The organism is Microbispora bryophytorum, from assembly GCF_043197435.1.
GTDB classification, from domain to species: domain Bacteria; phylum Actinomycetota; class Actinomycetes; order Streptosporangiales; family Streptosporangiaceae; genus Microbispora; species Microbispora bryophytorum.
Window position 1 is genome coordinate 552,126 of record NZ_JBICTF010000006.1, and the last position, 20,743, is coordinate 572,868.

The 20,743-nt window shown below is 71.1% G+C and carries 18 protein-coding genes; 5 read left to right on the forward strand and 13 right to left on the reverse strand.

Features of this window, described 5'->3' with window-relative positions; translation table 11 throughout:
• Nucleotides 1-69: 69 nt before the first annotated feature.
• The 4 genes from ACGFIB_RS23330 to ACGFIB_RS23345 are packed head-to-tail and all read right to left on the reverse strand — an operon-like array spanning nt 70 to nt 3,375.
• Nucleotides 70-825, reverse strand: coding sequence for an alpha/beta hydrolase (locus ACGFIB_RS23330; RefSeq protein ID WP_223853548.1), 756 nt, complete (start codon nt 823-825; stop codon nt 70-72).
• Between the two features lie 50 nt (nt 826-875).
• Nucleotides 876-1,682, reverse strand: a complete 807-nt coding sequence (locus ACGFIB_RS23335; protein WP_393374871.1) for a hypothetical protein — start codon at nt 1,680-1,682, stop codon at nt 876-878.
• A 29-nt stretch (nt 1,683-1,711) separates the two neighbouring features.
• The gene (locus ACGFIB_RS23340; RefSeq protein ID WP_357246149.1) at nt 1,712-2,935 is read right to left on the reverse strand and encodes an NRAMP family divalent metal transporter; all 1,224 of its coding nucleotides are present in this window, start codon (nt 2,933-2,935) and stop codon (nt 1,712-1,714) included.
• Entirely contained in the window at nt 2,932-3,375 is a 444-nt protein-coding gene (locus ACGFIB_RS23345) for a hypothetical protein (protein WP_357246152.1), read from the reverse strand. The genes ACGFIB_RS23340 and ACGFIB_RS23345 overlap by 4 nt, the downstream gene beginning before the upstream one ends.
• Nucleotides 3,376-3,639: 264 nt before the next feature.
• Between ACGFIB_RS23345 and typA the strand changes: the two genes are divergently transcribed.
• From typA to ACGFIB_RS23360, 3 genes are all read left to right on the forward strand, one after another.
• The gene (gene typA, locus ACGFIB_RS23350) at nt 3,640-5,493 is read left to right on the forward strand and encodes a translational GTPase TypA (RefSeq protein WP_357246155.1); all 1,854 of its coding nucleotides are present in this window, start codon (nt 3,640-3,642) and stop codon (nt 5,491-5,493) included.
• Nucleotides 5,494-5,717: 224 nt separating this feature from the next.
• Nucleotides 5,718-6,911 carry an FAD-dependent monooxygenase gene (locus ACGFIB_RS23355; RefSeq protein ID WP_393374873.1) on the forward strand — a complete coding sequence of 398 codons (1,194 nt, stop codon included), beginning with the start codon at nt 5,718-5,720 and terminating at the stop codon, nt 6,909-6,911.
• A 91-nt stretch (nt 6,912-7,002) separates the two neighbouring features.
• The gene (locus ACGFIB_RS23360) at nt 7,003-7,665 is read left to right on the forward strand and encodes a superoxide dismutase family protein (protein ID WP_393374876.1); all 663 of its coding nucleotides are present in this window, start codon (nt 7,003-7,005) and stop codon (nt 7,663-7,665) included.
• A gap of 22 nt (nt 7,666-7,687) precedes the next feature.
• Here ACGFIB_RS23360 and ACGFIB_RS23365 read toward each other — a convergent pair whose 3' ends face one another.
• The 5 genes from ACGFIB_RS23365 to ACGFIB_RS23385 form a co-directional block, all read right to left on the reverse strand.
• Nucleotides 7,688-8,314, reverse strand: coding sequence for a DUF2461 domain-containing protein (locus ACGFIB_RS23365; RefSeq protein WP_393374878.1), 627 nt, complete (start codon nt 8,312-8,314; stop codon nt 7,688-7,690).
• 70 nt (nt 8,315-8,384) lie between these two features.
• Complete coding sequence (locus ACGFIB_RS23370; protein ID WP_393374881.1) at nt 8,385-9,905, reverse strand: helicase HerA-like domain-containing protein; 1,521 nt, start codon at nt 9,903-9,905, stop codon at nt 8,385-8,387.
• The gene (locus tag ACGFIB_RS23375; RefSeq protein ID WP_393374883.1) at nt 9,902-10,726 is read right to left on the reverse strand and encodes a polysaccharide deacetylase family protein; all 825 of its coding nucleotides are present in this window, start codon (nt 10,724-10,726) and stop codon (nt 9,902-9,904) included. Before ACGFIB_RS23375 ends, ACGFIB_RS23370 begins: the two co-directional genes overlap by 4 nt.
• Nucleotides 10,727-10,760: 34 nt before the next feature.
• Nucleotides 10,761-11,045 (reverse strand): hypothetical protein, encoded by a 285-nt coding sequence (locus tag ACGFIB_RS23380; protein WP_229689827.1) that lies wholly within the window; start codon nt 11,043-11,045, stop codon nt 10,761-10,763.
• A gap of 142 nt (nt 11,046-11,187) precedes the next feature.
• Nucleotides 11,188-11,868 carry a helix-turn-helix domain-containing protein gene (locus ACGFIB_RS23385; RefSeq protein ID WP_393374886.1) on the reverse strand — a complete coding sequence of 227 codons (681 nt, stop codon included), beginning with the start codon at nt 11,866-11,868 and terminating at the stop codon, nt 11,188-11,190.
• A 74-nt stretch (nt 11,869-11,942) separates the two neighbouring features.
• Here ACGFIB_RS23385 and ACGFIB_RS23390 point away from each other — a divergent pair, with 74 nt between their 5' ends.
• Nucleotides 11,943-12,770: a DMT family transporter gene (locus tag ACGFIB_RS23390; RefSeq protein WP_357017467.1), complete on the forward strand. Its 828-nt coding sequence runs from the start codon at nt 11,943-11,945 to the stop codon at nt 12,768-12,770.
• Between the two features lie 69 nt (nt 12,771-12,839).
• On the opposite strand, the gene ACGFIB_RS23395 is transcribed toward ACGFIB_RS23390, so the two are convergent.
• Nucleotides 12,840-13,433, reverse strand: a complete 594-nt coding sequence (locus ACGFIB_RS23395) for a sigma-70 family RNA polymerase sigma factor (RefSeq protein WP_142571985.1) — start codon at nt 13,431-13,433, stop codon at nt 12,840-12,842.
• 340 nt (nt 13,434-13,773) lie between these two features.
• Between ACGFIB_RS23395 and ACGFIB_RS23400 the strand changes: the two genes are divergently transcribed.
• Nucleotides 13,774-14,847 (forward strand): PLP-dependent cysteine synthase family protein, encoded by a 1,074-nt coding sequence (locus ACGFIB_RS23400; RefSeq protein ID WP_357246174.1) that lies wholly within the window; start codon nt 13,774-13,776, stop codon nt 14,845-14,847.
• Between the two features lie 397 nt (nt 14,848-15,244).
• Here ACGFIB_RS23400 and ftsY read toward each other — a convergent pair whose 3' ends face one another.
• From ftsY to ACGFIB_RS23415, 3 genes are all read right to left on the reverse strand, one after another.
• Nucleotides 15,245-16,426, reverse strand: coding sequence for a signal recognition particle-docking protein FtsY (gene ftsY, locus ACGFIB_RS23405; protein ID WP_142571987.1), 1,182 nt, complete (start codon nt 16,424-16,426; stop codon nt 15,245-15,247).
• 51 nt (nt 16,427-16,477) lie between these two features.
• Nucleotides 16,478-20,242: a chromosome segregation SMC family protein gene (locus ACGFIB_RS23410; RefSeq protein ID WP_393374890.1), complete on the reverse strand. Its 3,765-nt coding sequence runs from the start codon at nt 20,240-20,242 to the stop codon at nt 16,478-16,480.
• Between the two features lie 262 nt (nt 20,243-20,504).
• A complete protein-coding gene (locus ACGFIB_RS23415) occupies nt 20,505-20,699 on the reverse strand; it encodes a hypothetical protein (RefSeq protein WP_142571989.1) in 195 nt (64 codons plus the stop codon).
• Between the last annotated feature and the right edge of the window lie 44 nt (nt 20,700-20,743).

Consider the following 20,743-nt stretch of genomic DNA (forward strand, 5'->3'; position numbering starts at 1 on the left):
GTGCGCCGATCCCCCAATCGGCGGCACGGATGGAAGGGTCCGAATCCGCACAACCCGTATAGACGACCCTTATAGGGTTTTGGTTCGCGAGATCCAGTGACCAATTTTCCGGACCAGGTCAGGGGTGGCCGCCGCCTCCGCGTGACCGTATCCGGACTCGATCCACAGCTCTTTCGGCTCGGCGGCGCACTCGTACAACTGGTAGGCGTGCTCGGTGGGGAAGAACGGGTCGCTGTCGCCGTGCACGATCAGCAATGGGGTGGGCGCGATCAGCGCCGCCGCCTTGTACGGCGGGAGGGGGACGGGGTTCCATCCGGCGCCCGCGATCCTGGTGCGCTTGGCCAGCCGGGCCGCCAGCCGGCCGTGCCAGCGTTCGATCGCCCAGTGGACCTGGCGCATGGGTTTGGTGCCCCGGTAGTACCAGCGGGCCGGTCCGCTCACCGACACCACCCCGTCCACGCCCCGGTGCAGCGCGGCGTGCCGCACGACCACGGCGGCGCCCATCGAGAAGCCGACCGTGGCGATCCGGCGGTAGCCGATGGCGCGGGCGTGCTTGACCGCCGCGTCCACGTCGAGGACCTCCAGGTCGCCCACCGTGGACTGGCCGCCGGATCTGCCGTGCCCCCGGAAGTCGAACGACACCACGCCGCCGAACTTCGACAGCACGTGCACGATGCGCCGGGTGTCCGGCCCTCTCCACGTGCCGGTGAAGCCGTGCGCGACCACGATTCCGAGATCGAGTGAGCCGTTGGGCGTGTGCGCCGCGTCGATGCGGACGCCGTCCGCCGTGCGCAGCATCGCCCCGAAAGCAGCAGCGAGAGCCATGCCCCCGACCTTATTTCCCACCGCTTCACCCCCTGTGCGACGGGGATCTCTCACAGGTCGGCCGTCGTACGCAGCCGGTCCCAGGCGACCCTCAGCGTGATCTCCTCGTCGTCGTATGACTCGATCTGGTCCCACTCGGCGTACCGGATCTCGCCGTGCATGCGCCGTACGAGGGCGCCGAGCAGCGACGGCCGCCACAGCCCGGGGCCGCGCTCGTACCCGAAGAGCCGCCCGGCACGCCGCCGGGCGATCAGCAGCCCGGCCGGCCGGAACGCCTGCTGGACCTCCGCGAGCAGCGGCCCGTCCTGGACCAGGCGGACGTCCACCGTGTTGCCGGCGACCTCCCCCGACGGGCCGCGCACCGTGCGGCCGAGCAGCCCGGCGAGCCGCATGGTGTCCGGCCTGTCCTCCCGCCTCTCCCGCACCCTGAGGGCGTTCTCCGGCGCCTCCCGCCCGCCGTCATCGGTAGCTTCCTGCTCCTGAGTACCCGCCGCTCCCGGGATGCGGCTGACGACGTTCCTGGTCAGCCAGCGCTCCAGCGCGAGGTCCTGCCGGTGGCCTGCCACCCGTACGGCGCTGCCGATCTCGGTCACCGCGCTCATCTCGATGCGGTACGGCCCCGGCCGCTCCTCCCCCCGGAAGAGGCGGTCGGTCTCGCTCATCAGCCATCCCGGCAGGCCGCCCAGCCGCGGGCCGAGCGCCAGCGGCCCGGACAGGATCGCGGTGACGTACGGCCGGTCGCCCGGCCGCACCTCCAGGTCGTCCACCTTGCACAGCAGGCGGTCGTCGCTCTCCCTGACGACCTGCCGGTCGAGCAGGTGCAGGCGGGCGTGCAGCACCCGTGCCGGCTCGCTCATCGATGCCTCACCCTCCTCTCGCCGCGCCGTCACTGCCCCGCCTTCGTCGCGAGCATCAGGGGGATGGCCGCGAGCGCCACGACGAGAAGCAGCACCATGTAGAAACTTCCCAGCAGGTTGCTGAATCTGCCGTTGACCTTCTCCCCCATGTAGTCCGGATCGTTGGCGATCATGAGAACCGGCAGGTAGGTGAGCGGAAGGGCCGCGGCCGAGAAGACCAGCGAATACTCGGTCACCTTGATCGGATCGATGGTGGTGAGGATCAGCGCGGTCGCGACGATCACCGAGGCCAGCACGGTCACGTGAAACCGGGCGGCGCGGCCTGGCGCCACATATTTGCCCCACTGCCAGCCGAAATACTGGCTCAGCGAGTAGCCCGACGACAGGGCGGTCTCCAGCGTCGCGCCGAACGTGGCCGCGAACACTCCGAGGATCACCACGCCGAGCCCGATCCTGCCCAGTCCCTCGGCGACCGGCAGCACCATCTGCCCGAGCGAGTCCGGCTCGGCCGCGACCGGCATGAAGACGGTCGCCGCGCACGCCGCGATCGTCAGCGACAGCACGCCGCCGAGGGGGAAGCCGACGAACACGTTGGCCCGCGCCGTCACCAGATCCTTGCGCGTCCACTTCTCCTCGACGCCGCCCGATGAGAAGAAGAACACCTCGTACGGCGTCATCGCCCCGCCGAGCAGCGCGATCGCGTAGTAGAGGTAGGTCGGCACACCCTCGTCCTGCGGCGGCCGGACGAGCTGCGTGGTCAGCGCGCCCCAGTCGGGCCCGAGCTGCCACAGCGCGACGAGGAACACGACGAGCGCGAGCCCGGCCAGCCCGAAGACGCGCTCCATGGTCTCGAACTTCACCCGCCACATGACCAGCCAGGCGACCAGGGCCACGGGCGGCACCCACAGCAGATAGTTGAGACCCGTCACCAGCTCCAGCGCGAGCGCGGCGCCGCCGATCTCGGCCGCGAGCGTGAGCACGTTGATGAAGAACGACGCGCCGAGGTTGACCAGTCCGGCGCGCGGGCCCATGCGCTCGCGGACGAGGTCGAAGACCGGCCGCTGCGACACCGCCGCGATCCTGCCGGACATCTCGGCGAAGACGCAGATCCCGATGATCCCGACGACCACCACCCAGGCGAGGGACATCCCGAACCTCGACCCCACGACGGCGTTGGCGACCAGGTCGCCGATGTCCACGAAGCCGCCGAACGCCGTGAGGATGCCGAGCGTGACCCCGACGAGTCTTTTCACCTGTGCTTCTCCGCGAAGTCGCTCAGCTCGCTCGCGAGCCTGTCCAGATCCCGTACGGCCGTCTTCGGGTCCTTCACCCCGTCGCGGCGTGCCTGGATGAGCAGGTCCTCCACCTCGCTTTCGGCCCTCTCGGTGAGGCGCAGCACCTCGTCCCTGATCCGGTCGGAGGCGTCCGAGGGCGGCTGCACCCCGCCGAACTGGTCGTTCACGCTGCTCAGGTCCTGCACCGCCTCGGTCAGCAGAACCTCGGCGTACGGCCCGGTCATCCGCTCGCGGTACGCGACGGCGGAGCGGGCGAAGCGCACGGCCGAGACGGCCGACTCCGCCGTCTTCCCGGCCTTGAGCGCGTAGTCGTGGTCGTCCCACGCGGGACTGACGCAGGCGGACAGCAGGAGTGACGTCAGGAGGGCGAGCAACGCCGGCCGAGCCTGCGAGATCATGTGCGCCGCCGCAGCAGGAGGTAGGCGAGGACGAGGATCGGCACGAGAAACTCGGCCCAGGCGATCAACAACACGAGACCTTCATCCGTCACAGCCGACTCACCTGCCCGAACGGCGAGCCTTTAGACGGGTCCCTGGCCGGCGGCGCGTGGCGGCGAGCGGGATCAACTAAAATGGCTAGGCCGCATCATGCGGCGGATGTGCGTCTCGCTTCGGTCCCGGGACGCGGACGACACCCCGACGAACCAGAGCGAGAACTGCACTATGCCTATGAACACCCGCGACGACCTACGAAACATCGCGATCATCGCGCACGTCGACCACGGCAAGACCACGCTGGTCGACGCCATGCTCTGGCAGTCCGGCGCCTTCCGGGCCAACCAGGACGTCGACGAGCGCGTCATGGACTCCAACGACCTGGAGCGCGAGAAGGGGATCACCATTCTCGCGAAGAACACCGCGGTCAGGCACGGCGGCATGACCCTGAACATCATCGACACGCCCGGCCACGCCGACTTCGGCGGCGAGGTCGAGCGCGGCCTGTCGATGGTGGACGGCGTCGTGCTGCTGGTGGACGCCTCCGAGGGCCCGCTGCCGCAGACCCGCTTCGTGCTGCGCAAGGCGCTCGCCGCGAAGATGCCGGTGATCTTGTGCATCAACAAGGTGGACCGGCCGGACGCCCGCATCGCCGAGGTCGTCGACGAGGTGTACGAGCTGTTCATCGACCTCGACGCCACCGAGGAGCAGATCGACTTCCCGATCGTGTACGCCTCGGCCAAGGCCGGGCGGGCCTCGCTGGAGCGCCCCGCCGACGGCGGCATGCCGGACTCCCCCGACCTGGAGCCGCTGTTCGAGACGATCAAGAACACGATCCCGGCGCCGGTCTACGACCCGTCCGCGCCGCTCCAGGCCCACGTCACCAACCTCGACGCCTCCAGCTACCTGGGCCGTATCGCGCTGTGCCGCGTCCACCAGGGCACGATCCGCAAGGGCCAGCAGGTCGCGTGGTGCCGCACCGACGGCACCGTGCAGCGCGTCAAGATCTCCGAACTGCTGATGACCGAGGCGCTGGAGCGCAAGCCCGCCGAGGAGGCCGGGCCGGGCGACATCATCGCGATCGCCGGCATCCCGGACATCATGATCGGCGAGACGCTGGCCGACCCCGAGGACGCGCGCCCGCTGCCGCTGATCACGGTCGACGAGCCGGCGATCTCCATGACGATCGGCACCAACACCAGCCCGCTGGTCGGCAAGGTCAAGGGCGCCAAGGTCACCGCCCGCCTCGTGAAGGACCGTCTCGAAAAGGAACTGGTCGGCAACGTCTCGCTGCGCGTGCTGCCCACCGAGACACCCGACGCCTGGGAGGTGCAGGGCCGCGGCGAGCTGGCCCTGGCGATCCTCGTGGAGCAGATGCGCCGCGAGGGCTACGAGCTGACCGTCGGCAAGCCGCAGGTCGTGACCAGGGTCGTCGACGGCAAGGTGCACGAGCCGGTCGAGCGCCTCACGGTCGACTGCCCGGAGGAGTACCTCGGCGCCGTCACCCAGCTCCTGGCCGTACGCAAGGGCCGCATGGAGCACATGACCAACCACGGCACCGGCTGGATCCGCATGGAGTTCCTGGTGCCGGCGCGCGGCCTGATCGGCTTCCGCACCGAGTTCCTCACCGAGACCCGCGGCACCGGCCTCGTGCACCACGTGTTCGAGACCTACGAGCCGTGGTTCGGCGAGCTGCGCACCCGCAACAACGGCTCGCTCGTGGCCGATCGGGCCGGGGCGGTGACCGCGTTCGCCATGCTCAACCTCCAGGAGCGCGGCACGCTGTTCGTCTCGCCCACCACCGAGGTGTACGAGGGCATGATCATCGGGGAGAACTCCCGCTCCGACGACATGGACGTGAACATCACCAAGGAGAAGAAGCTCACCAACATGCGCTCCTCCACCAGTGAGGAGACCGAGAAGGTGATCCCGCCGCGCGTCCTGTCCCTGGAGCAGGCCCTGGAGTTCATCCGCGACGACGAGTGCGTGGAGATCACCGCCGAGACCGTGCGCATCCGCAAGGTCGTCCTCGACTCGTCCAGCCGCGGCCGCGCCGCCGCCCGCGCCAAGCGCGGCAGCTGATCTGCCCCGGCCCGGGTACGGGCCGGGCGTCGAAGCCCCCGCCGGACGATCGGCGGGGGCTTCGGCTTTGTCAGGAGTCCTGCGTGGGCCAGGTGAGCCGGCCCTGGGTGCATCGGCCCGTGGCGATCCTCGCCTCAAACGAACTAGTTGACGCACAACTAGTTGCAATGCAACTATTCCACTGCGAGCGATCAACGGTTCGCGGCAGACGAGGAGTGGTGAGCATGAGCAAGGTGACCAGCGCACTGGTGATCGGCGGCGGCATCGCCGGGCCCGTGACGGCGCTCGCCCTGGCCAGGGCCGGCATCCGGGCGACCGTGTACGAGGCCCGTGACAGCGCCGCGGACGGCGTCGGGGCGATGCTCAGCCTGGCCCCGAACGGGCTCGACGCGCTGCGGATAGTGGGAGCGGACGAGGCGGTCCGGGCAGTGGGGCAGCCCGTCCCCGGCGTGGTGATGGCCGACGGCGCCGGAAACCGGCTCGCCGAGTTCGGCGGGTTCCCCGGCCTGCCGCCCACCCTGGCGATGCCGCGCGCCGCCCTCTTCCGGGCCCTGGCCGACCACGCGACGGCGGCGGGGGTCCGAATCGACCACGGCAGGCGGCTCGTCCGCGCCGAGGAGACCTCCGAGGGAGTGACCGCCACGTTCGCGGACGGCACCACCGCCACCGCCGACGTGCTGATCGGCGCCGACGGCATCCGGTCCACCGTCCGCACGCTGATCGACCCCGGTGCTCCCGGCCCGGAGTACGGCGGGGTCCTCAGCTTCGGCGGCTACGCCGACGGCGGCGGCGTGCGGGCGGAGCCCGGCGTCATGTACTTCGCCTTCGGCCGCACCTTCATCGGCTACTGGCGACTGCCCGACGGCCGGGTCTGCTGGTTCGCGAGCCTGCCCCGCACCGAGCCCCTCAGCTACGCCGAGGTCGTCCGCGTGCCCGCCGCGGACTGGCTGGCCCGCCTGCGCGACCTCTACGCCGGTCACGTCCCGGGCGAGAAGCTGCTGGCGGGCACCGACCCGGCCAACCTGATGATCACCGGCCCGATGGAGCGCATGCCGTCGGTGCCGCGCTGGCACCGCGGCCGCATGGTCCTCGTCGGCGACGCGGCCCACGCCCCGTCGTCCAGCTCCGGCCAAGGCGCCTCGCTGGCGGTGGAGAGCGCCGTCGAGCTGGCCCGCTGCCTGCGCGACCTGCCGCCGGCCGAGGCGTTCGCGGCGTTCGAGCGTCTCCGCCGCCCTCGGGTGGAGATGGTCGGCGGCGACGCCGCGGCCAAGAACAAGGCCAAGGCCGGCCAGGCCGGCGACCGGCCCGCCATGCCGGCCCCCGAGCAGATGTTCGCCCCCGTCCACCTGCACCACATCGACTGGGACGCGCCCGTCACGGCCCAGGCCGGCGAGGACCGCACCGGCAAGAGCGGGTAAACGGCCGGTACGGATGGCGTCGTGTGCCGCTCCCGCCACGCCCGGCCGTGCTCTGCTGTCGCAGGCAACGAGTGTCTGAGGAGGAGCGACCATGCCCCGCACAACCCGTTTCGCCCTGGCCGCCGGGCTCACCCTGGGGCTCGCCGCCGCCGCGGCCGCCCCGGCCGTGCCGGTGCTGTCCGCCGCGATGGTGACGGCCTCCACCGCGCAGGCCCGCCCCGACGAGCCGGTGGGTCAGGCGGCGGGTCAGGCGGCGACGGCCGTCATCAAGAACACCGCCGGGCGCGTCTTCGGCACCGTGCGGGTCGAGCGATACGACACGAAGAAGTCGAGGGTCAGCGTCAGCGTGCGGGGGCTCACTCCCGGGTTCCACGGCTTCCACGTCCACTCCACCGGCGTGTGCGACGCGCGCTCCGTCGACCGGGCCACGGGCAGCGCGTTCTCCAGCGCGGGAAGCCACCTCGGCCCCGGGACGCACGGTGACGGAGCCGGGGACATGCCGCCGCTGCTGGTGGCCGCCGACGGCACCGCGTCCGCGTCGTTCGTGACCGACAGGTTCACGCTGGAGCAGCTGGGCGACGCCAACGGCAGTGCGTTCATGGTGCACGCCGGGCCGGACAACTTCGCCCACATCCCGGACAGGTATTTCCACCGCCCCGACGCCACCGGCGCCACGGGCCCGGACGAGACCACGCGCAAGACCGGCGACGCCGGCGCCCGGATCGGCTGCGGGGTCGTCAAGGTCCGCGCCTGATCCCGTCGCCGCGCGGGTGGCGTCAGGAGATGTGGCGGCGCAGCCAGTCGACCAGCGGGACCAGCGCCCGCCAGGTCGAGCGGACCCGGTCGAGCGTCTCGGGGGTGTGCAGCCACGGCTCCGGCTCGAACCGCCGCCCGGCGTGCAGCGTCCTGTGCCGGAGGAGTTCGAGCCGGGGATGGTCCTGCGCCGTGCCGCGGGGGCGGGTCTTGAGCCGGTCGCCGCCGACCGTCAGATCGTCGGGCAGGGCCGCGAGGATCCCCTCCAGCAGGGGCCCTGCGGTGTCGTCGTCCAGGGCCTCGCGGAAGCGCGCCACCTGCTCGCCCGGCATCCACCAGCCCGCCGCCACGTAGAGGCCGTCCGCGTCCACCTGCACGTAGTAGCCGACGCCCTCCACGCCCACGCCGCAGTAGGCCCCCTGATGCGTCTTGTACGGCGACTTGTCCCTGGCGAACCGGACGTCGCGGTGCGGCCGGAACAGGTGGGCCGGTCCGAACTCCGGCTCCAGCTCGTCCATGAGCGCGAGCATCGGCGCGCGGACCGCGGTCTCGTACAGCTCCTTGTGGGCCGCCCAATACGCCTTCGAATTGTCGGCGACGAGGCCTTCGTAGAAGATGAGCGCCTCGTCGGGGAAGCCGCTGAAACCCATGCCACCCACCTTCGCACGCCCCACCGACAGTCCCCGGAACGGGACCGGGACCGGGACCACGCGGACGCGCTCAGCGTCGCCGTCTCGCCGTGCCGAAGATCGACCTGGTGATCTCCCGGCCGATCGCGGTCGCGGCGGTGCGGGCCAGCGACCGGAACTCCTTCGAGGCGAGCATCTCTTCGAGCGCCGACTGTCTGGGCGGCGTTTTCGCCGGTCTGTCCGCCGATCCGTCCGCCGATCTGCCGACCGGCGCCCCCTTCTCGGGCTCCTGCTGCCGGGCCAGACGCGCGGCGAGGATCTCGTACGCCGACTGCCGGTCCACGGCCGTGCCGTACTTCGGCAGGAGCGGGGAGGCGGCGATGGCCCCCCGCACGACCGCGGGGGCCGACGGCGCCATGAGCGAGCGCGGCGCACGCAGCCGTGTCCAGGCGACCGGTGTCGGGGCGCCGGTCTCGGACAGGACCGTGACGACCGCCTCCCCGATGCCGAGCTCGGTGAGCAGCCGTTCGAGGTCGTAGGAGGAGGCGGGGAACGTCGAGACGGTCGCCTTCAGCGCCTTGGCGTCCTGCGGGGTGAAGGCGCGCAGGGCGTGCTGCACGCGCGCGCCGAGCTGGGCGAGGACGTCGGCCGGCACGTCCTTGGGTGTCTGGGTGACGAAGAAGACCCCGACCCCTTTCGAGCGGATCAGCCGCACGGTCTGGGTGATCGACCTGAGGAACGCCTTGGACGCGTCCCCGAACAGCAGGTGCGCCTCGTCGAAGAAGAACACCAGCGACGGCTTGTCGGGATCGCCCACCTCGGGCAGCGTCTCGAACAGGTCCGCGAGCAGCCACATCAGGAACGTGGAGAACAGCTGCGGCCGGTCCTGCACGGCGGGCAGCTCCAGAATGGAGATCACGCCACGTCCGTCCGGAGTGGTCCGCAGCAGGTCGCGCACGTCGAACTCGGGCTCGCCGAAGAACGCCTCCGCCCCCTGGGCCTGGAAGTTCACCAGGGCGCGCAGGATGACCCCGGCGGTGGACGCCGACAGCCCGCCGATGCCGCTCAGCGCCTCCGGTGTCTCGGTCAGATAGCGGATGACCGCGATCAGGTCCTTGAGGTCCAGCAGCGGCAGCCCGTTCATGTCGGCGAAGTAGAAGATCAGCCCCAGCGACGACTCCTGGGTCTCGTTGAGTTCGAGCACCCGCGAAAGCAGCGTCGGCCCGAACGCGCTCATGGTGGCGCGCAGCGGGATGCCCTCCCCGACTCCGCCGAGGGAGAAGAACTCGGTCACGCAGCCCTCCGGCGCCCAGTCCTGCCCCACGTCGGCGGCCCGGCGGGCGATCCGGTCGCCCGGCGTCCCCGGCGAGGCCAGCCCGGACAGGTCGCCCTTGACGTCGGCGAGGAACACCGGCACGCCCTGACCGGCGAGCTGCTCGGCCATGAGCTGCAACGTCTTGGTCTTACCCGTGCCGGTCGCGCCCGCCACCAGGCCGTGGCGGTTCATCATGCGCACCGGGACGCGGACGCGTTCGGAGGGGTCGGCCGCCCCGTCCTCGCGTACGAGCGCGCCCAGCTCCAGCGCCGGTCCCTCGAAGTCGTAGCCCTTCATCGGTTGGTGTACTTCCTCCCAGGAGTGGGGGCGCCGAGCAGCTCCGAGACGGTCACGTACGTGAAGCCCTTGTGGTCGAGCTCGTCGAGCAGACGGGGCAGCGCCTGCACGGTGGTGGGGTGGATGTCGTGCATGAGCACGATGTCGCCCGGTTTCGCCGCGGCGCTGCGCTGGGCGATCACCGTGGGGTTGCGGTTGAGCCAGTCGAGGGTGTCGACGGCCCACAGGATCTGCGCGAGCCCGGTCTGCTTCGTCTCGTCGTCCACCGCCTTGTTTGTCGCGCCGTACGGCGGGCGCATGAGCCGCATCCGCACGCCGCTCGCCTTCCGCACGGCCTCCTGCGTCCGGTCGAGCTCGCGGCGCAGGCCGTCGGGCGACAGCCCCGGCAGCGAGGCGTGGTCCCAGGAGTGGTTGCCGATCTCGTGGCCCTCGGCGGCCATCCGCCGCACGAAGTCCTGCGTCTCATTCGTGATCATCTGGCCGAGCAGGAAGAACGTGGCGCGGGCGTGGTGGGCCGCGAGGAGGTCGAGGACGTGCCCGGTGTATTCGGCCGGACCGTCGTCGAACGTCAGCGCCACGCATTTGTGCTGCCTGCAGTCGACGTGCCGCGGCGGCGGGATCGCGGGCAGGCGCGGCCCCGGCGCCCCCCGCTGCGTCCCCGCCAACCGGAAGCGCAGCAGGTCGGCGTCGAAATGCCGCGGCGTGCCGAAGCGCGGATGCGGCGCCCCGGGCCCGGGCCGCTCCCCGGAAACCGGTACGGTCCTCACCTGGGCACATCCGCCGAGCAGCAGCAACGACAGCAGAACGGAACCGATCCGCATACGACCCCCCGGAGCAGGCGGGGGGCCACGAACGCTACGGATAGCCTCCGGCCGCTCCCCCCCGCAGAACCTTTTCCAGCTCCTCCCACCAGAGCGGCACGTCCGCCTTGAGCTCGGCATACCTGCGAGCCACCCGGACGGCGCATCCTGCGGGGTCCGTACCCAGGTGCCGGCACTTCACGGCACCCTCGCGCCAACGGTAAAAGCCCTCACGAAAGGTCACGACCAGGCCTATCCAGACGGAGAGAGTAGCCTCGTCACCGATCTCGTAGGCGTCGGCCACCCCGAGCGCGGCGAGTTCCGCGCGAAGTTTTTCCACCGCGACTCGCGAATCACTCACCGGCCACCGCCCCCTGCACAGCAGACATGTACAAAAAGGGATGTACCCAACCTTGGAGCGGCGCTTGCGGATTCATTCTGTAATCATCGACTACTGAGCGTCACAACGCAGCCCCTACTGGTCAGTCATGTGCGGATTCTCCGGCATCAGGGGGCCGACGGACGTCTGCCGGCTCTCGGACATCCGGCTCTCGGACATCGGCCGGTTCTCGGACGTCGGGCGGCACGGCATCCGGTGGTTCCGGGGGCTCGGTGACCACCATCACGAACCGCAACGGCCGGTCGTGCTCGTTCGCGTACCGGTGCGGCCGGTCCGCGCTGAACACGACGGCGTCGCCGGGCCCCACGACGTGGCTCCTGCCGTACACGGTCAGTGTGAGCCGTCCCTCCAGAACGGTGAGCATCTCGCGGGTGCCGGCGGGGTGCGCGTCGCCGTCGTGGTGATCGCCCGGCCCGAGCCGCCAGTCCCACAACTCCAGGATGGCGGGCGCGTCCGTCCCCACGAGCAGGCGGGCCGACCCTCCCCCGGGATGCCGGAACGTCACCACCTCGGATTCGTGCACGACCCGGACGACCGGGGTGTCGGCGACCTCCACCAGCCGCGCGAGGGTCACGCCCAGCGCGTCGGCGATCCGGCTGAGCGTGTTGACGCTCGGGTTGGTGCGGCCCTGCTCGACCTGGATCAGCATGCCCCGGCTCACGTTCGACCGGGCCGCGAGCTCGTCGAGGGTCATCCCCCGGTGGGCCCGCTGGCCTCGTACGTTCGCGGCGATGGCCGCGGTGATCGTCGCAGGATCAGCCATGAGTACAGCCTAGTGATCTCCTACTACAATCCATTGCACTATTGAGGCAATCTCTTGGGGGATCTGTGACGGCGGTGGCCCTCGCAACGGCATGCGCGGTGATCTTCGGTACGGCCGACTTCTTCGGGGGTCTCGCCACCAGGCGTTCGAAGGTGCTGGCCGTCGTCGTGCTCTCCCAGCTCGGCGGCCTGCTCCTGGTCGCCGCCCTCCTCCCGGTGCTGCCGGGCCACGCGAGCACGGCCGCGCTGGCCTGGGGAATGGCCTCCGGAGTCGCCGGCGCCTTCGGCATCGTGCTGTTCTACCGCGGCCTGGCCACCGGCATGATGTCCGTGATCGCCCCGACCACGGCCACGACCGCGATGGCCGTCCCCGTGGTGTTCGGCCTCCTCACCGGCGACCGGCCGTCCGCCCTGGCCCTCGCGGGCGTCGCGCTCGGCCTGTTCGCCGTCCTGCTCGTCAGCCGCGAGCCGAACGGCGGCGCGAACGGCCCGAAGGCCGGGCCGATCCTCGCCGCGCTGGTGTCGGGAGCGGGTTTCGGCGGGTTCTTCGTGCTGCTCAAGCTGGCCCCGGCCGACTCCGGCACGTGGCCGCTGCTGGGGGCGAGGATCGCGTCGATCACGCTGGTCGCGCTGCTGGCCCTCGCGACGCGCAGGAGCCTGCGCCCGGTGCCCGGCAGCCTCAGGGTGACGTTCGCGGCCGGGGTGCTCGACATGGCCGCCAACGTGCTCTATCTCTTCGCGGCGCAGCGGGGGATGCTCACCCTGGTGGCCGTCCTGGTGTCGCTCTACCCGGCGAGCACGCTGCTGCTCGCGCGGTATGTCCTGGGCGAACGGCTGAGCCCCGTGCAGATCACCGGGGTCGGGTTCGCGCTCGGCGCGATCGCCCTCATCGCCGCCGCCTGAAACCGCGCGGCCCCGCCGCGGGCGCCGGAATCGTGTCCCGGCGCTCCCGGCGGGCCCGTCAGTCGCGGGTCAGGCCGCGCACACCTGCTCGGGGACGCGTACGACGCCCTCCTCCCGGGCGTAGTCCTCCAGCATGCCCCGGAGCTGGCGGCGGCCCCGGTGCAGCCTGGACATGACGGTGCCGATCGGAGTGCCCATCCGGTCGGCGATCTCCTTGTACGCGAAGCCCTCCACGTCGGCCAGATAGACGGCCATCCGGAAGTCCTCCGGCAGGGCCCGCAGGGCGTCCATCACGACACTGTCCGGGATCTGGTCGAGCGCCTCGGTCTCGGCCGAGCGCAGCCCGGTCGACGTGTGCGACTCGGCCGCGGCCAGCTGCCAGTCCTCGATCTCCTCGGCCGCCGACAGCTTGGGCGAGCGCTGCTTCTTCCGGTAGTCGTTGATGAAGTTGTTGGTGAGGATGCGGTGCAGCCACGCCCTGAGGTTCGTGCCCTCACGAAACTGGTGGTACGACGTGAAGGCTTTCGCGACGGTCTCCTGTACCAGGTCCTCGGCGTCGGCGGGGTTGCGCGTCAGACGCATGGCGGACGCGTAGAGCTGGCTCGTCACCGGCACGACCTCACGCTCGAACCATGCCTGCCGCTGCTCGTCGGTCGAGATCATCTCATCCCCCTACGGAACTTCTCCCCCGTTACCCGTCCGGCCGGAACACATGCGAGGTCGCTGATTCATCGTTGTGCCAAGGACATCGTGCCAATTGGGGCCTAAGCACGGCGTTAGTGTCGTCCGGCCTGGTCAGCGTCATCGCCGTGAACACCAGGCCCGCGCGGCCAGGTCACGCGCAAACCGAACAAGTCTCATTAGCGTAACACCGGCCTCTCAATCCAGAGTAAAATGTGGCAGATTTCACTGGCTCGCGGCAGGAACAGGCCCGCGAAGGCGGGAAGCCGCGCAGGCGCCGCCTCTTTGGTGCTCATGCCGCGGAGCATGCCAGAGTGGCGGCATGAACCACCTGGATCGGCATGATCCGGTCACGAGGGCCTGGGTGGCCGACGCCATCCAGGCCGTCGAGGCCGACGCCAACCGAAGCTGTGACACTCACCTGCATGTGTTCCCGCTCCCCTCCCACTGGGGTGTCGACCTCTATCTGAAGGACGAGTCGGTGCACCCGACCGGTTCACTCAAGCACCGTCTCGCCCGGTCCCTCTTCCTGTACGGCCTGGCCAACGGCTGGATCGGGCCCACCACCACGATCATCGAGGCGTCCAGCGGGTCCACCGCCGTGAGTGAGGCGTACTTCGCCCGGCTGCTCGGCCTGCCGTTCATCGCGGTGATCCCGGCGAGCACCTCGCCGGAGAAGCGGGAGATCATCGAGTTCTACGGCGGCAAGTGCCACCTGGTGGACGACCCCAGAGCGATCTACGACGAGTCGCACCGGCTCGCCACCGAGACCGGCGGTCACTACATGGACCAGTTCACCTATGCCGAACGGGCGACGGACTGGCGGGGCAACAACAACATCGCCGAGAGCATCTACCAGCAGATGGCGCTCGAACGGCACCCGGAGCCCGCGTGGATCGTGGTCGGCGCGGGCACCGGCGGCACCTCGGCGACGATCGGCCGCTACATCCGCTACCGCCGCCACCAGACCCGGCTGTGCGTGGCCGATCCCGAGGGCTCGGCGTTCTATCCGTCCTGGATCTCGGGCGAGGAGCACGGCGGCGCCGGATCGCGGATCGAGGGCATCGGCCGGCCGCGGGTCGAGCCGTCGTTCCTGCCGACGGTCATCGACCGGATGACCCAGGTGCCGGACGCCCTGTCGATCGCGGCCATGCACTGGGTCAGGGAGGTCACCCGCGGGGAGGTCGGCGGCTCGACCGGCACCAACGTCGCGGCCTCGGTGCAGATCATCCGGGAGATGCGGGAGCGGGGCGAGCGCGGCAGCGTGGTCACGCTGATCTGCGACGGCGCCGAGCGCTACCGCGGCACCTACGGCGACCCGCGCTGGTTGTCGGAGCGGGGCATCGACATCGCCCCCCACCTCGAAGAGCTCCGCACCTTCCTCCGCTCGCCGTGATCTTGCAGTTTGTCACACGTACCTCGTGCGACCTGCAGATCATCGCTTCGTGATCTTGCAGTTTGTCACGCAGACGCCTGTCGAACTGGGCCGCGAGTGATGATGATCTTGCAATTGAATGCCCCGCCATGCCCTGACCTTGCACGATACCAATCCATGATCTTGCAAGACGCGACTGACGAGTACGGCATCGTTGCACCCGCTGCATGATCAGAGACTGCTTATCCGCAGGCCAGGATAGCCAGAAGCGCCGCAAGCGCAAGATCACTGCAGGAGAACAGGCAGGTCGGAGCAGGCCCGTGCAACAAACTGCAAGATCACGGTGGTTGTACGGGCTGCTCACGGCTCGATGGTGCAACAAACTACATGATCACGATGGGAGGCGGGGGTGGGTTGGTCAGTCGCCGAGCAGGGCGTCGACGAAGACGTCGGGGTCGAACGGCGCGAGGTCGTCCGGCCCCTCGCCGAGACCCACCAGCTTCACGGGCACGCCCAGCTCACGCTGGACCGAGATCACGATGCCGCCCTTGGCCGTGCCGTCCAGCTTGGTCAGCGCGATGCCGGTGACGTTGACCACCTCGGCGAAGACCTGCGCCTGGCGCATGCCGTTCTGCCCGGTGGTCGCGTCGAGGACGAGGAGCACCTCGTCCACCGCCGCCTTCTTCTCGATGACCCGCTTGACCTTGCCCAGCTCGTCCATGAGGCCGGTCTTGGTGTGCAGCCGCCCCGCGGTGTCGATGATGACGGTGTCCGCCTTGTCCTCGATGCCCTTGGCCACGGCGTCGAACGCCACGGACGCCGGGTCGCCGCCCTCCGGGCCGCGCACCACGCCCGCGCCGACGCGGTCCCCCCACGTCTGGAGCTGGTCGGTGGCCGCCGCGCGGAAGGTGTCGGCGGCTCCGAGCACGACCTTCCCGCCGTCGCCGACCAGGACCCGGGCGAGCTTGCCCGAGGTCGTGGTCTTGCCGGTGCCGTTGACGCCGACGACGAGGACGACGGCCGGCCGCTCCCCGTGCGGCCGGGTGTGCAGGGTCCGGTCGAGGTCCGGCGCGATCTGCGCGAGCAGTTCCTCACGCAGCAGCTTGCGCACCTCAACGGGGGTGCGGGCGCCGAGCACCTTCACCTTCGTCCGCAGTTCCTCCACCATCGCACGGGTGGGCGCCACGCCGACGTCGGCCGTGATCAGAGTCTCCTCGATCTCGTCCCAGACCTCGTCGTCGAGCCGGTCGCGCGACAGCAGTTCGAGCAGGCCCCGGCCGAGGACGTTCTGCGAACGGGCGAGCCTGCCGCGCAGCCGCACCATCCGGCCGGCCGAGGGCGGCGGGACCTCGATCTCGGGAGCCTTGATCAGCTCTTCGAGCGGAGGGGCGGGCGGCGGCAGTGTGGTCGTCGTGCCGCCGTCCTGTTCGCCCAGTCCCGTCTTCGCGGGCTCCTCCGCGACGGGAGCCTTCGGCTCGGGCGGGGCCGGCGGGGCGGGCGGCAGGTCCTTCGCCTTCGGCCGGAACAACAGCCACAGGCCACCCACCGCCAATATGGCGACGAGGGCCACGATCACGATGATGCCGAGGTAACCGTCCACACCATGCAGTTTCCCAGATGGCCCGCATTACTCCAGCCAGGGGCGAACTTCCTAGACCTTCTCGCGGAGGCGCTGGCTGACGACCTGGGTGACACCGTCGCCGCGCATCGACACGCCGTACAGCGCGTCGGCGATCTCCATCGTGCGCTTCTGGTGCGTGATCACGATGAGCTGTGAGGTCTGTCTCAGCTCCTCGAACAACGTGAGCAGCCGCTGGGTGTTGGTGTCGTCGAGCGCCGCCTCCACCTCGTCCATCACGTAGAACGGCGACGGGCGGGCCTTGAAGATCGAGACGAGGAACGCGACCGCCGTCAGCGACCGCTCGCCGCCGGACAGCAGCGACAGGCGCTTGACCTTCTTGCCGGGCGGCCTGGCCTCGACCTCGACGCCGGTCGTCAGCATGTCCTCGGGGTCGGTCAGCAGCAGGCGGCCCTCCCCGCCGGGGAAGACCCGCTGGAAGATCTGCCCGAACTCGCGCGCCACGTCCTCGTACGCCGCCGCGAAGACCTGCTCGACCCGATCGTCGACCTCCTTGACCACGAGCAGCAGGTCGCGCCGGGTCTTCTTCAGGTCTTCGAGCTGCGAGGTGAGGAAGGCGTGCCGCTCCTCAAGGGCGGCGAACTCCTCCAGCGCCAGCGGGTTGACCTTGCCGAGCTGGGTCATCTGCCGCTCGCCGGTCCTGGCCCGCTTCTCCTGCTCCTCCCGCACGTACGGCACCGGCGGGTCGCCCGGCACCGGCACGCCCGGCCCGTATTCGGCGATCAGCGGTTCGAGCTCGATGCCGTACTCCTCCAGGGCACGCTGCTCCATCTGCTCCAGGCGCAGCCGCCGCTCGGTCCTGGCCATCTCACTGCCGTGGACCCGGTTGACCAGGCCGTCCAGCTCGGAGCTGAGCTCACGCACGCGCAGGCGCACCTGCTTGAGCTCGGCGTCGATCTGCCCCCGCGCCCGCTCGGCCTCGTCGCGCTCCTCGGCGGCCCGCGCGAGCGAGCCCTCCAGGGCGCTCAGGGCGGCACGCGCGCCGTCGGCCACCGCGGCGGCGATCTCCGCCTGCCTGCGGCGGCGTTCCCGGTCGGCCGCGGCCTGGGCCCGGTCCTGCCGCTCGCGCTGGGCCGCGCGCAGCAGGGCGTCGGCGCGGCCCGCGATGCCCCGCACCCGCTCCTCTGCCGTACGGACGGTCAGCCGGGCCTCCATCTCGGCCTGCCGGGTGACGCCGCACGCGGCGGCCAACTCGTCGCGGGTGTCGGTTGTCGGCTCCGCCTCCAGCTCGGCGGCGTACTCCGCCTCGGCTAGCTGCTCCTCCAGCTCCACGACCGCTGCCTGGGCCTGCTCGCGCGCCTCCTGGGCGTCCACCACGGACCGGCTCAGCCGGGCCGCCTCGTCCTGGGCGGCCTTGACGGCGGCCTCCAGCCGGGCGAGCTGCTTGGCCGCCGCCGCGGCCCGCTGGTCGGCCTCCCGCTGCCTGCCGCGCAGGCGGTCGAGACCGGCCTGCGCCGCGTTCAGCCCGTTCTGCGCGGCGTTGACGCCGCTCTGGGCGACGCTCACGCCGGTCTGCGCCTCCGTGACCCGCCCCTGCGCCGCCTCCAGCGCGAGCTGGAACTCCCGCTCGGCGGTCACGGTCTCGGCCAGCGCCTCCGCGTGCCGTTCGGCACCGGCCCTGGCGGTGGCGAGATCGGCGGCGGCCTCGTCCAGGGCCGTACGCATCTGCAGCAGCGAGGAGCCGCCGCCCGAACCGCCGTGCGCGGCGTGGACGGCGAGCAGGTCGCCGGACGTCGTGACGGCCCGCAGCTCCGGATAGGCGTCCACGACCTTGCGCGCGGTGAGCAGGTCGGGCACCACGACCACGCCGGACAGCAGCGCCTCCACGGAGGGGCGCAGCTCGTCCGGCACGGTCACCAGGTCGGCGGCCCACTCCGCGCCCGCGACCGGTGCCTCCGGCCGCGCAGCGCCACCTTGTCCACCGCCGCTCTGTCCGCCGCTCTGTCCACCGCCTTGCCCACCGCTCTGCCGGTCGGCCGCGACCAGCAGGGCGGCGCGGCCGGCGTCGGCCTCGCGCAGGTGCTCGACGGCGGCAACGGCGGCGGTGAGCGAGGCGACGGCCACCCCGTCCACGGCCAGCACGGCCGCGACGGCCGCCTCCGCCCCCGGGCGTACGGCGAGCAGCGTGGCGATCGGGCCGAGCACGCCGGGCAGACCGGCGCCGAGCAGCGCGGCTGCCCCGTCCGCTCCCCCGGCCAGGCTCATCTCCAGGGCCTCGCACCGCGCCTGGAGCGCGGCGACCGTGCGCTGCGACTCCTGGTCGGCCGCCCGGGCCGTGCTCACGGCGGCCTTGGCGGCGGCGAGCGCGTCCCTGGGCGCGGCCAGACCGGCCCGTGCCCGCTCCACGACGGCCTCGGCCTGCTCGGCCACGGCCCTGGCCTCCTCCACCGCGGCGCGGGCGAGGTCCACACCCTCCTGCGCGGCCTCCAGCTCGGCCGCGAGCTCGGGGTCGGCGGGCGACTCGTCGAGCTCCTGCGCGTCGAGCTCGTCCTGAGCCTGCTCCGCGCGCCGGGTGGCGTCCTCGACGGCCTTGGCGAGCCTGCCGATCTCGTCTCCGGCGGCCCTGGCCCGGCTCCTGGCCGACTCGACCTGGCCGCGGAGGCGGGCGAGGGCCTCGCGGCGGTCGGCGGCGGCGCGGGCGGCGGCGGTCAGGTGCCGCTCCTCGGCGGCCAGCGCCTCCTCGGCCTCCGCGCGGACCTCGACGGCGGCCGCGAGCCGCTCGCGCGCCTCGTCCAGCTCCTCCGCCAGCGCCTCCTCCTGCTCCCGCACCTCGGCGGCCTCGCGCTCCAGCTCCTCCGGGTCGCGCCCGCGCCGCTCGATGGACGCGGCGTCCGCGGCGTGCCGGCGCCGTTCGGCCGCGAGGCTCTCCACGCCGCGCAGCCGCTCCCGCAGGGCGGAAAGGCGGTAGAAGGTCTCCTGCGCGGCCTGCAGCCGCGGCTGGGCCTCGTTCTCGGCCGCCTCCAGCTCGGCCTCCCGCCGCTGGCCTTCGGCCAGCTCCGCCTCCACCCGGGTGCGCCGCGCCTGCACGGCCGCCTCGTCGGCCTCCTCCCGCTGCAGCGTGTCGCGGAGCGTGATCACGTCGTCGGCGAGCAGCCGCAGCCGCGCGTCACGCAGATCGGCCTGGATGACGGCCGCCTTGCGGGCGATCTCGGCCTGCCGGCCCAACGGTTTGAGCTGGCGGCGCAGCTCGGCCACGAGGTCCTGGACGCGGTTCAGATTGGCCTGCATCGCGTCGAGCTTGCGCAGGGCCTTCTCCTTGCGCTTGCGGTGCTTGAGTACGCCCGCGGCCTCCTCGATGAACGCCCTGCGCTCCTCCGGCCCCGCGTGCAGCACCTGGTCGAGCTGGCCCTGACCGACGATCACGTGCATCTCCCGGCCGATGCCGGAGTCGGACAGCAGCTCCTGGATGTCGAGCAGGCGGCAGGTGTCGCCGTTGATGGCGTACTCGCTCTGGCCGGACCGGAACATCAGCCGGCTGATCGTCACCTCGGTGTAGTCGATCGGGAGCGCGCCGTCGGTGTTGTCGATCGTCAAGGTGACCTCGGCGCGGCCGAGGGGCGGGCGGCTGGAGGTGCCCGCGAAGATCACATCCTCCATTTTGCCGCCGCGCAGCGACTTGGCGCTGTGCTCGCCCATCACCCACGCGAGGGCGTCCACGACATTGGACTTGCCGGAGCCGTTGGGGCCCACCACGGCGGTGATGCCCGGCTCGAAGCGGAGGGTGGTAGCCGAGGCGAAGGACTTGAAGCCGCGTAAGGTAAGCGTCTTCAGGTACACGTCCGCCCCCCTCGGTGCCGCCTGGCGCTGGTGGGAAAGACTACAGCTCCCGAGGGCCGGTTACGGGGGGATAGGCACCGGCGGTCCGCCTGGGTGAGGAATGTGGGTAAGGCAAGCCGGGCAGTTCGCCCGTCTCGCCCGCGACCCGGTTGTTTATGATCGATCAGCCGGCGAATCAATTGCCGGGGAACGACGGCGGAAATGGCAAGGGACGCCTTTGCGGGGCGTCCCTACAATCCTTTTTCCCGTTTCCTGCCGGACCTCAGGTGAGAGCCGGCTCGCGATCCTGCAGCCGGACCAGGGCCTCGTCACGAGTTTGCGCTTCGAGCGCGTCGTTCTGGGCCTGGAGCCGGTTGAGTTCTGCCTCGAGGTCGCGGATGCGCTGCTGGAGACGGCGCATTTCCGAGATCATCCGAGGATCAGGACCGCCGACGTGGCCGAGTAGAGCCTTCGCCATAGTAAAGGGTCCTCCACGCTGAGTGACCAGACTGGTTCGCGCAC

Bases quoted from the DNA above. Each gene is read 5' to 3' on its own strand.
- ACGFIB_RS23335 (WP_393374871.1), bottom strand. From the start codon at position 1,682: ATGAGCGAGCCGGCACGGGTGCTGCACGCCCGCCTGCACCTGCTCGAC.
- ACGFIB_RS23375 (WP_393374883.1), bottom strand. From the start codon at position 10,726: ATGCGGATCGGTTCCGTTCTGCTGTCGTTGCTGCTGCTCGGCGGATGT.
- ACGFIB_RS23360 (WP_393374876.1), top strand. From the start codon at position 7,003: ATGCCCCGCACAACCCGTTTCGCCCTGGCCGCCGGGCTCACCCTGGGG.
- ACGFIB_RS23370 (WP_393374881.1), bottom strand. From the start codon at position 9,905: ATGAAGGGCTACGACTTCGAGGGACCGGCGCTGGAGCTGGGCGCGCTC.
- ACGFIB_RS23415 (WP_142571989.1), bottom strand. From the start codon at position 20,699: ATGGCGAAGGCTCTACTCGGCCACGTCGGCGGTCCTGATCCTCGGATG.
- typA (WP_357246155.1), top strand. From the start codon at position 3,640: ATGCCTATGAACACCCGCGACGACCTACGAAACATCGCGATCATCGCG.
- ACGFIB_RS23330 (WP_223853548.1), bottom strand. From the start codon at position 825: ATGGCTCTCGCTGCTGCTTTCGGGGCGATGCTGCGCACGGCGGACGGC.
- ACGFIB_RS23345 (WP_357246152.1), bottom strand. From the start codon at position 3,375: ATGATCTCGCAGGCTCGGCCGGCGTTGCTCGCCCTCCTGACGTCACTC.
- ACGFIB_RS23365 (WP_393374878.1), bottom strand. From the start codon at position 8,314: ATGGGTTTCAGCGGCTTCCCCGACGAGGCGCTCATCTTCTACGAAGGC.
- ACGFIB_RS23400 (WP_357246174.1), top strand. From the start codon at position 13,774: ATGAACCACCTGGATCGGCATGATCCGGTCACGAGGGCCTGGGTGGCC.
- ACGFIB_RS23385 (WP_393374886.1), bottom strand. From the start codon at position 11,868: ATGGCTGATCCTGCGACGATCACCGCGGCCATCGCCGCGAACGTACGA.
- ACGFIB_RS23355 (WP_393374873.1), top strand. From the start codon at position 5,718: ATGAGCAAGGTGACCAGCGCACTGGTGATCGGCGGCGGCATCGCCGGG.
- ACGFIB_RS23395 (WP_142571985.1), bottom strand. From the start codon at position 13,433: ATGATCTCGACCGACGAGCAGCGGCAGGCATGGTTCGAGCGTGAGGTC.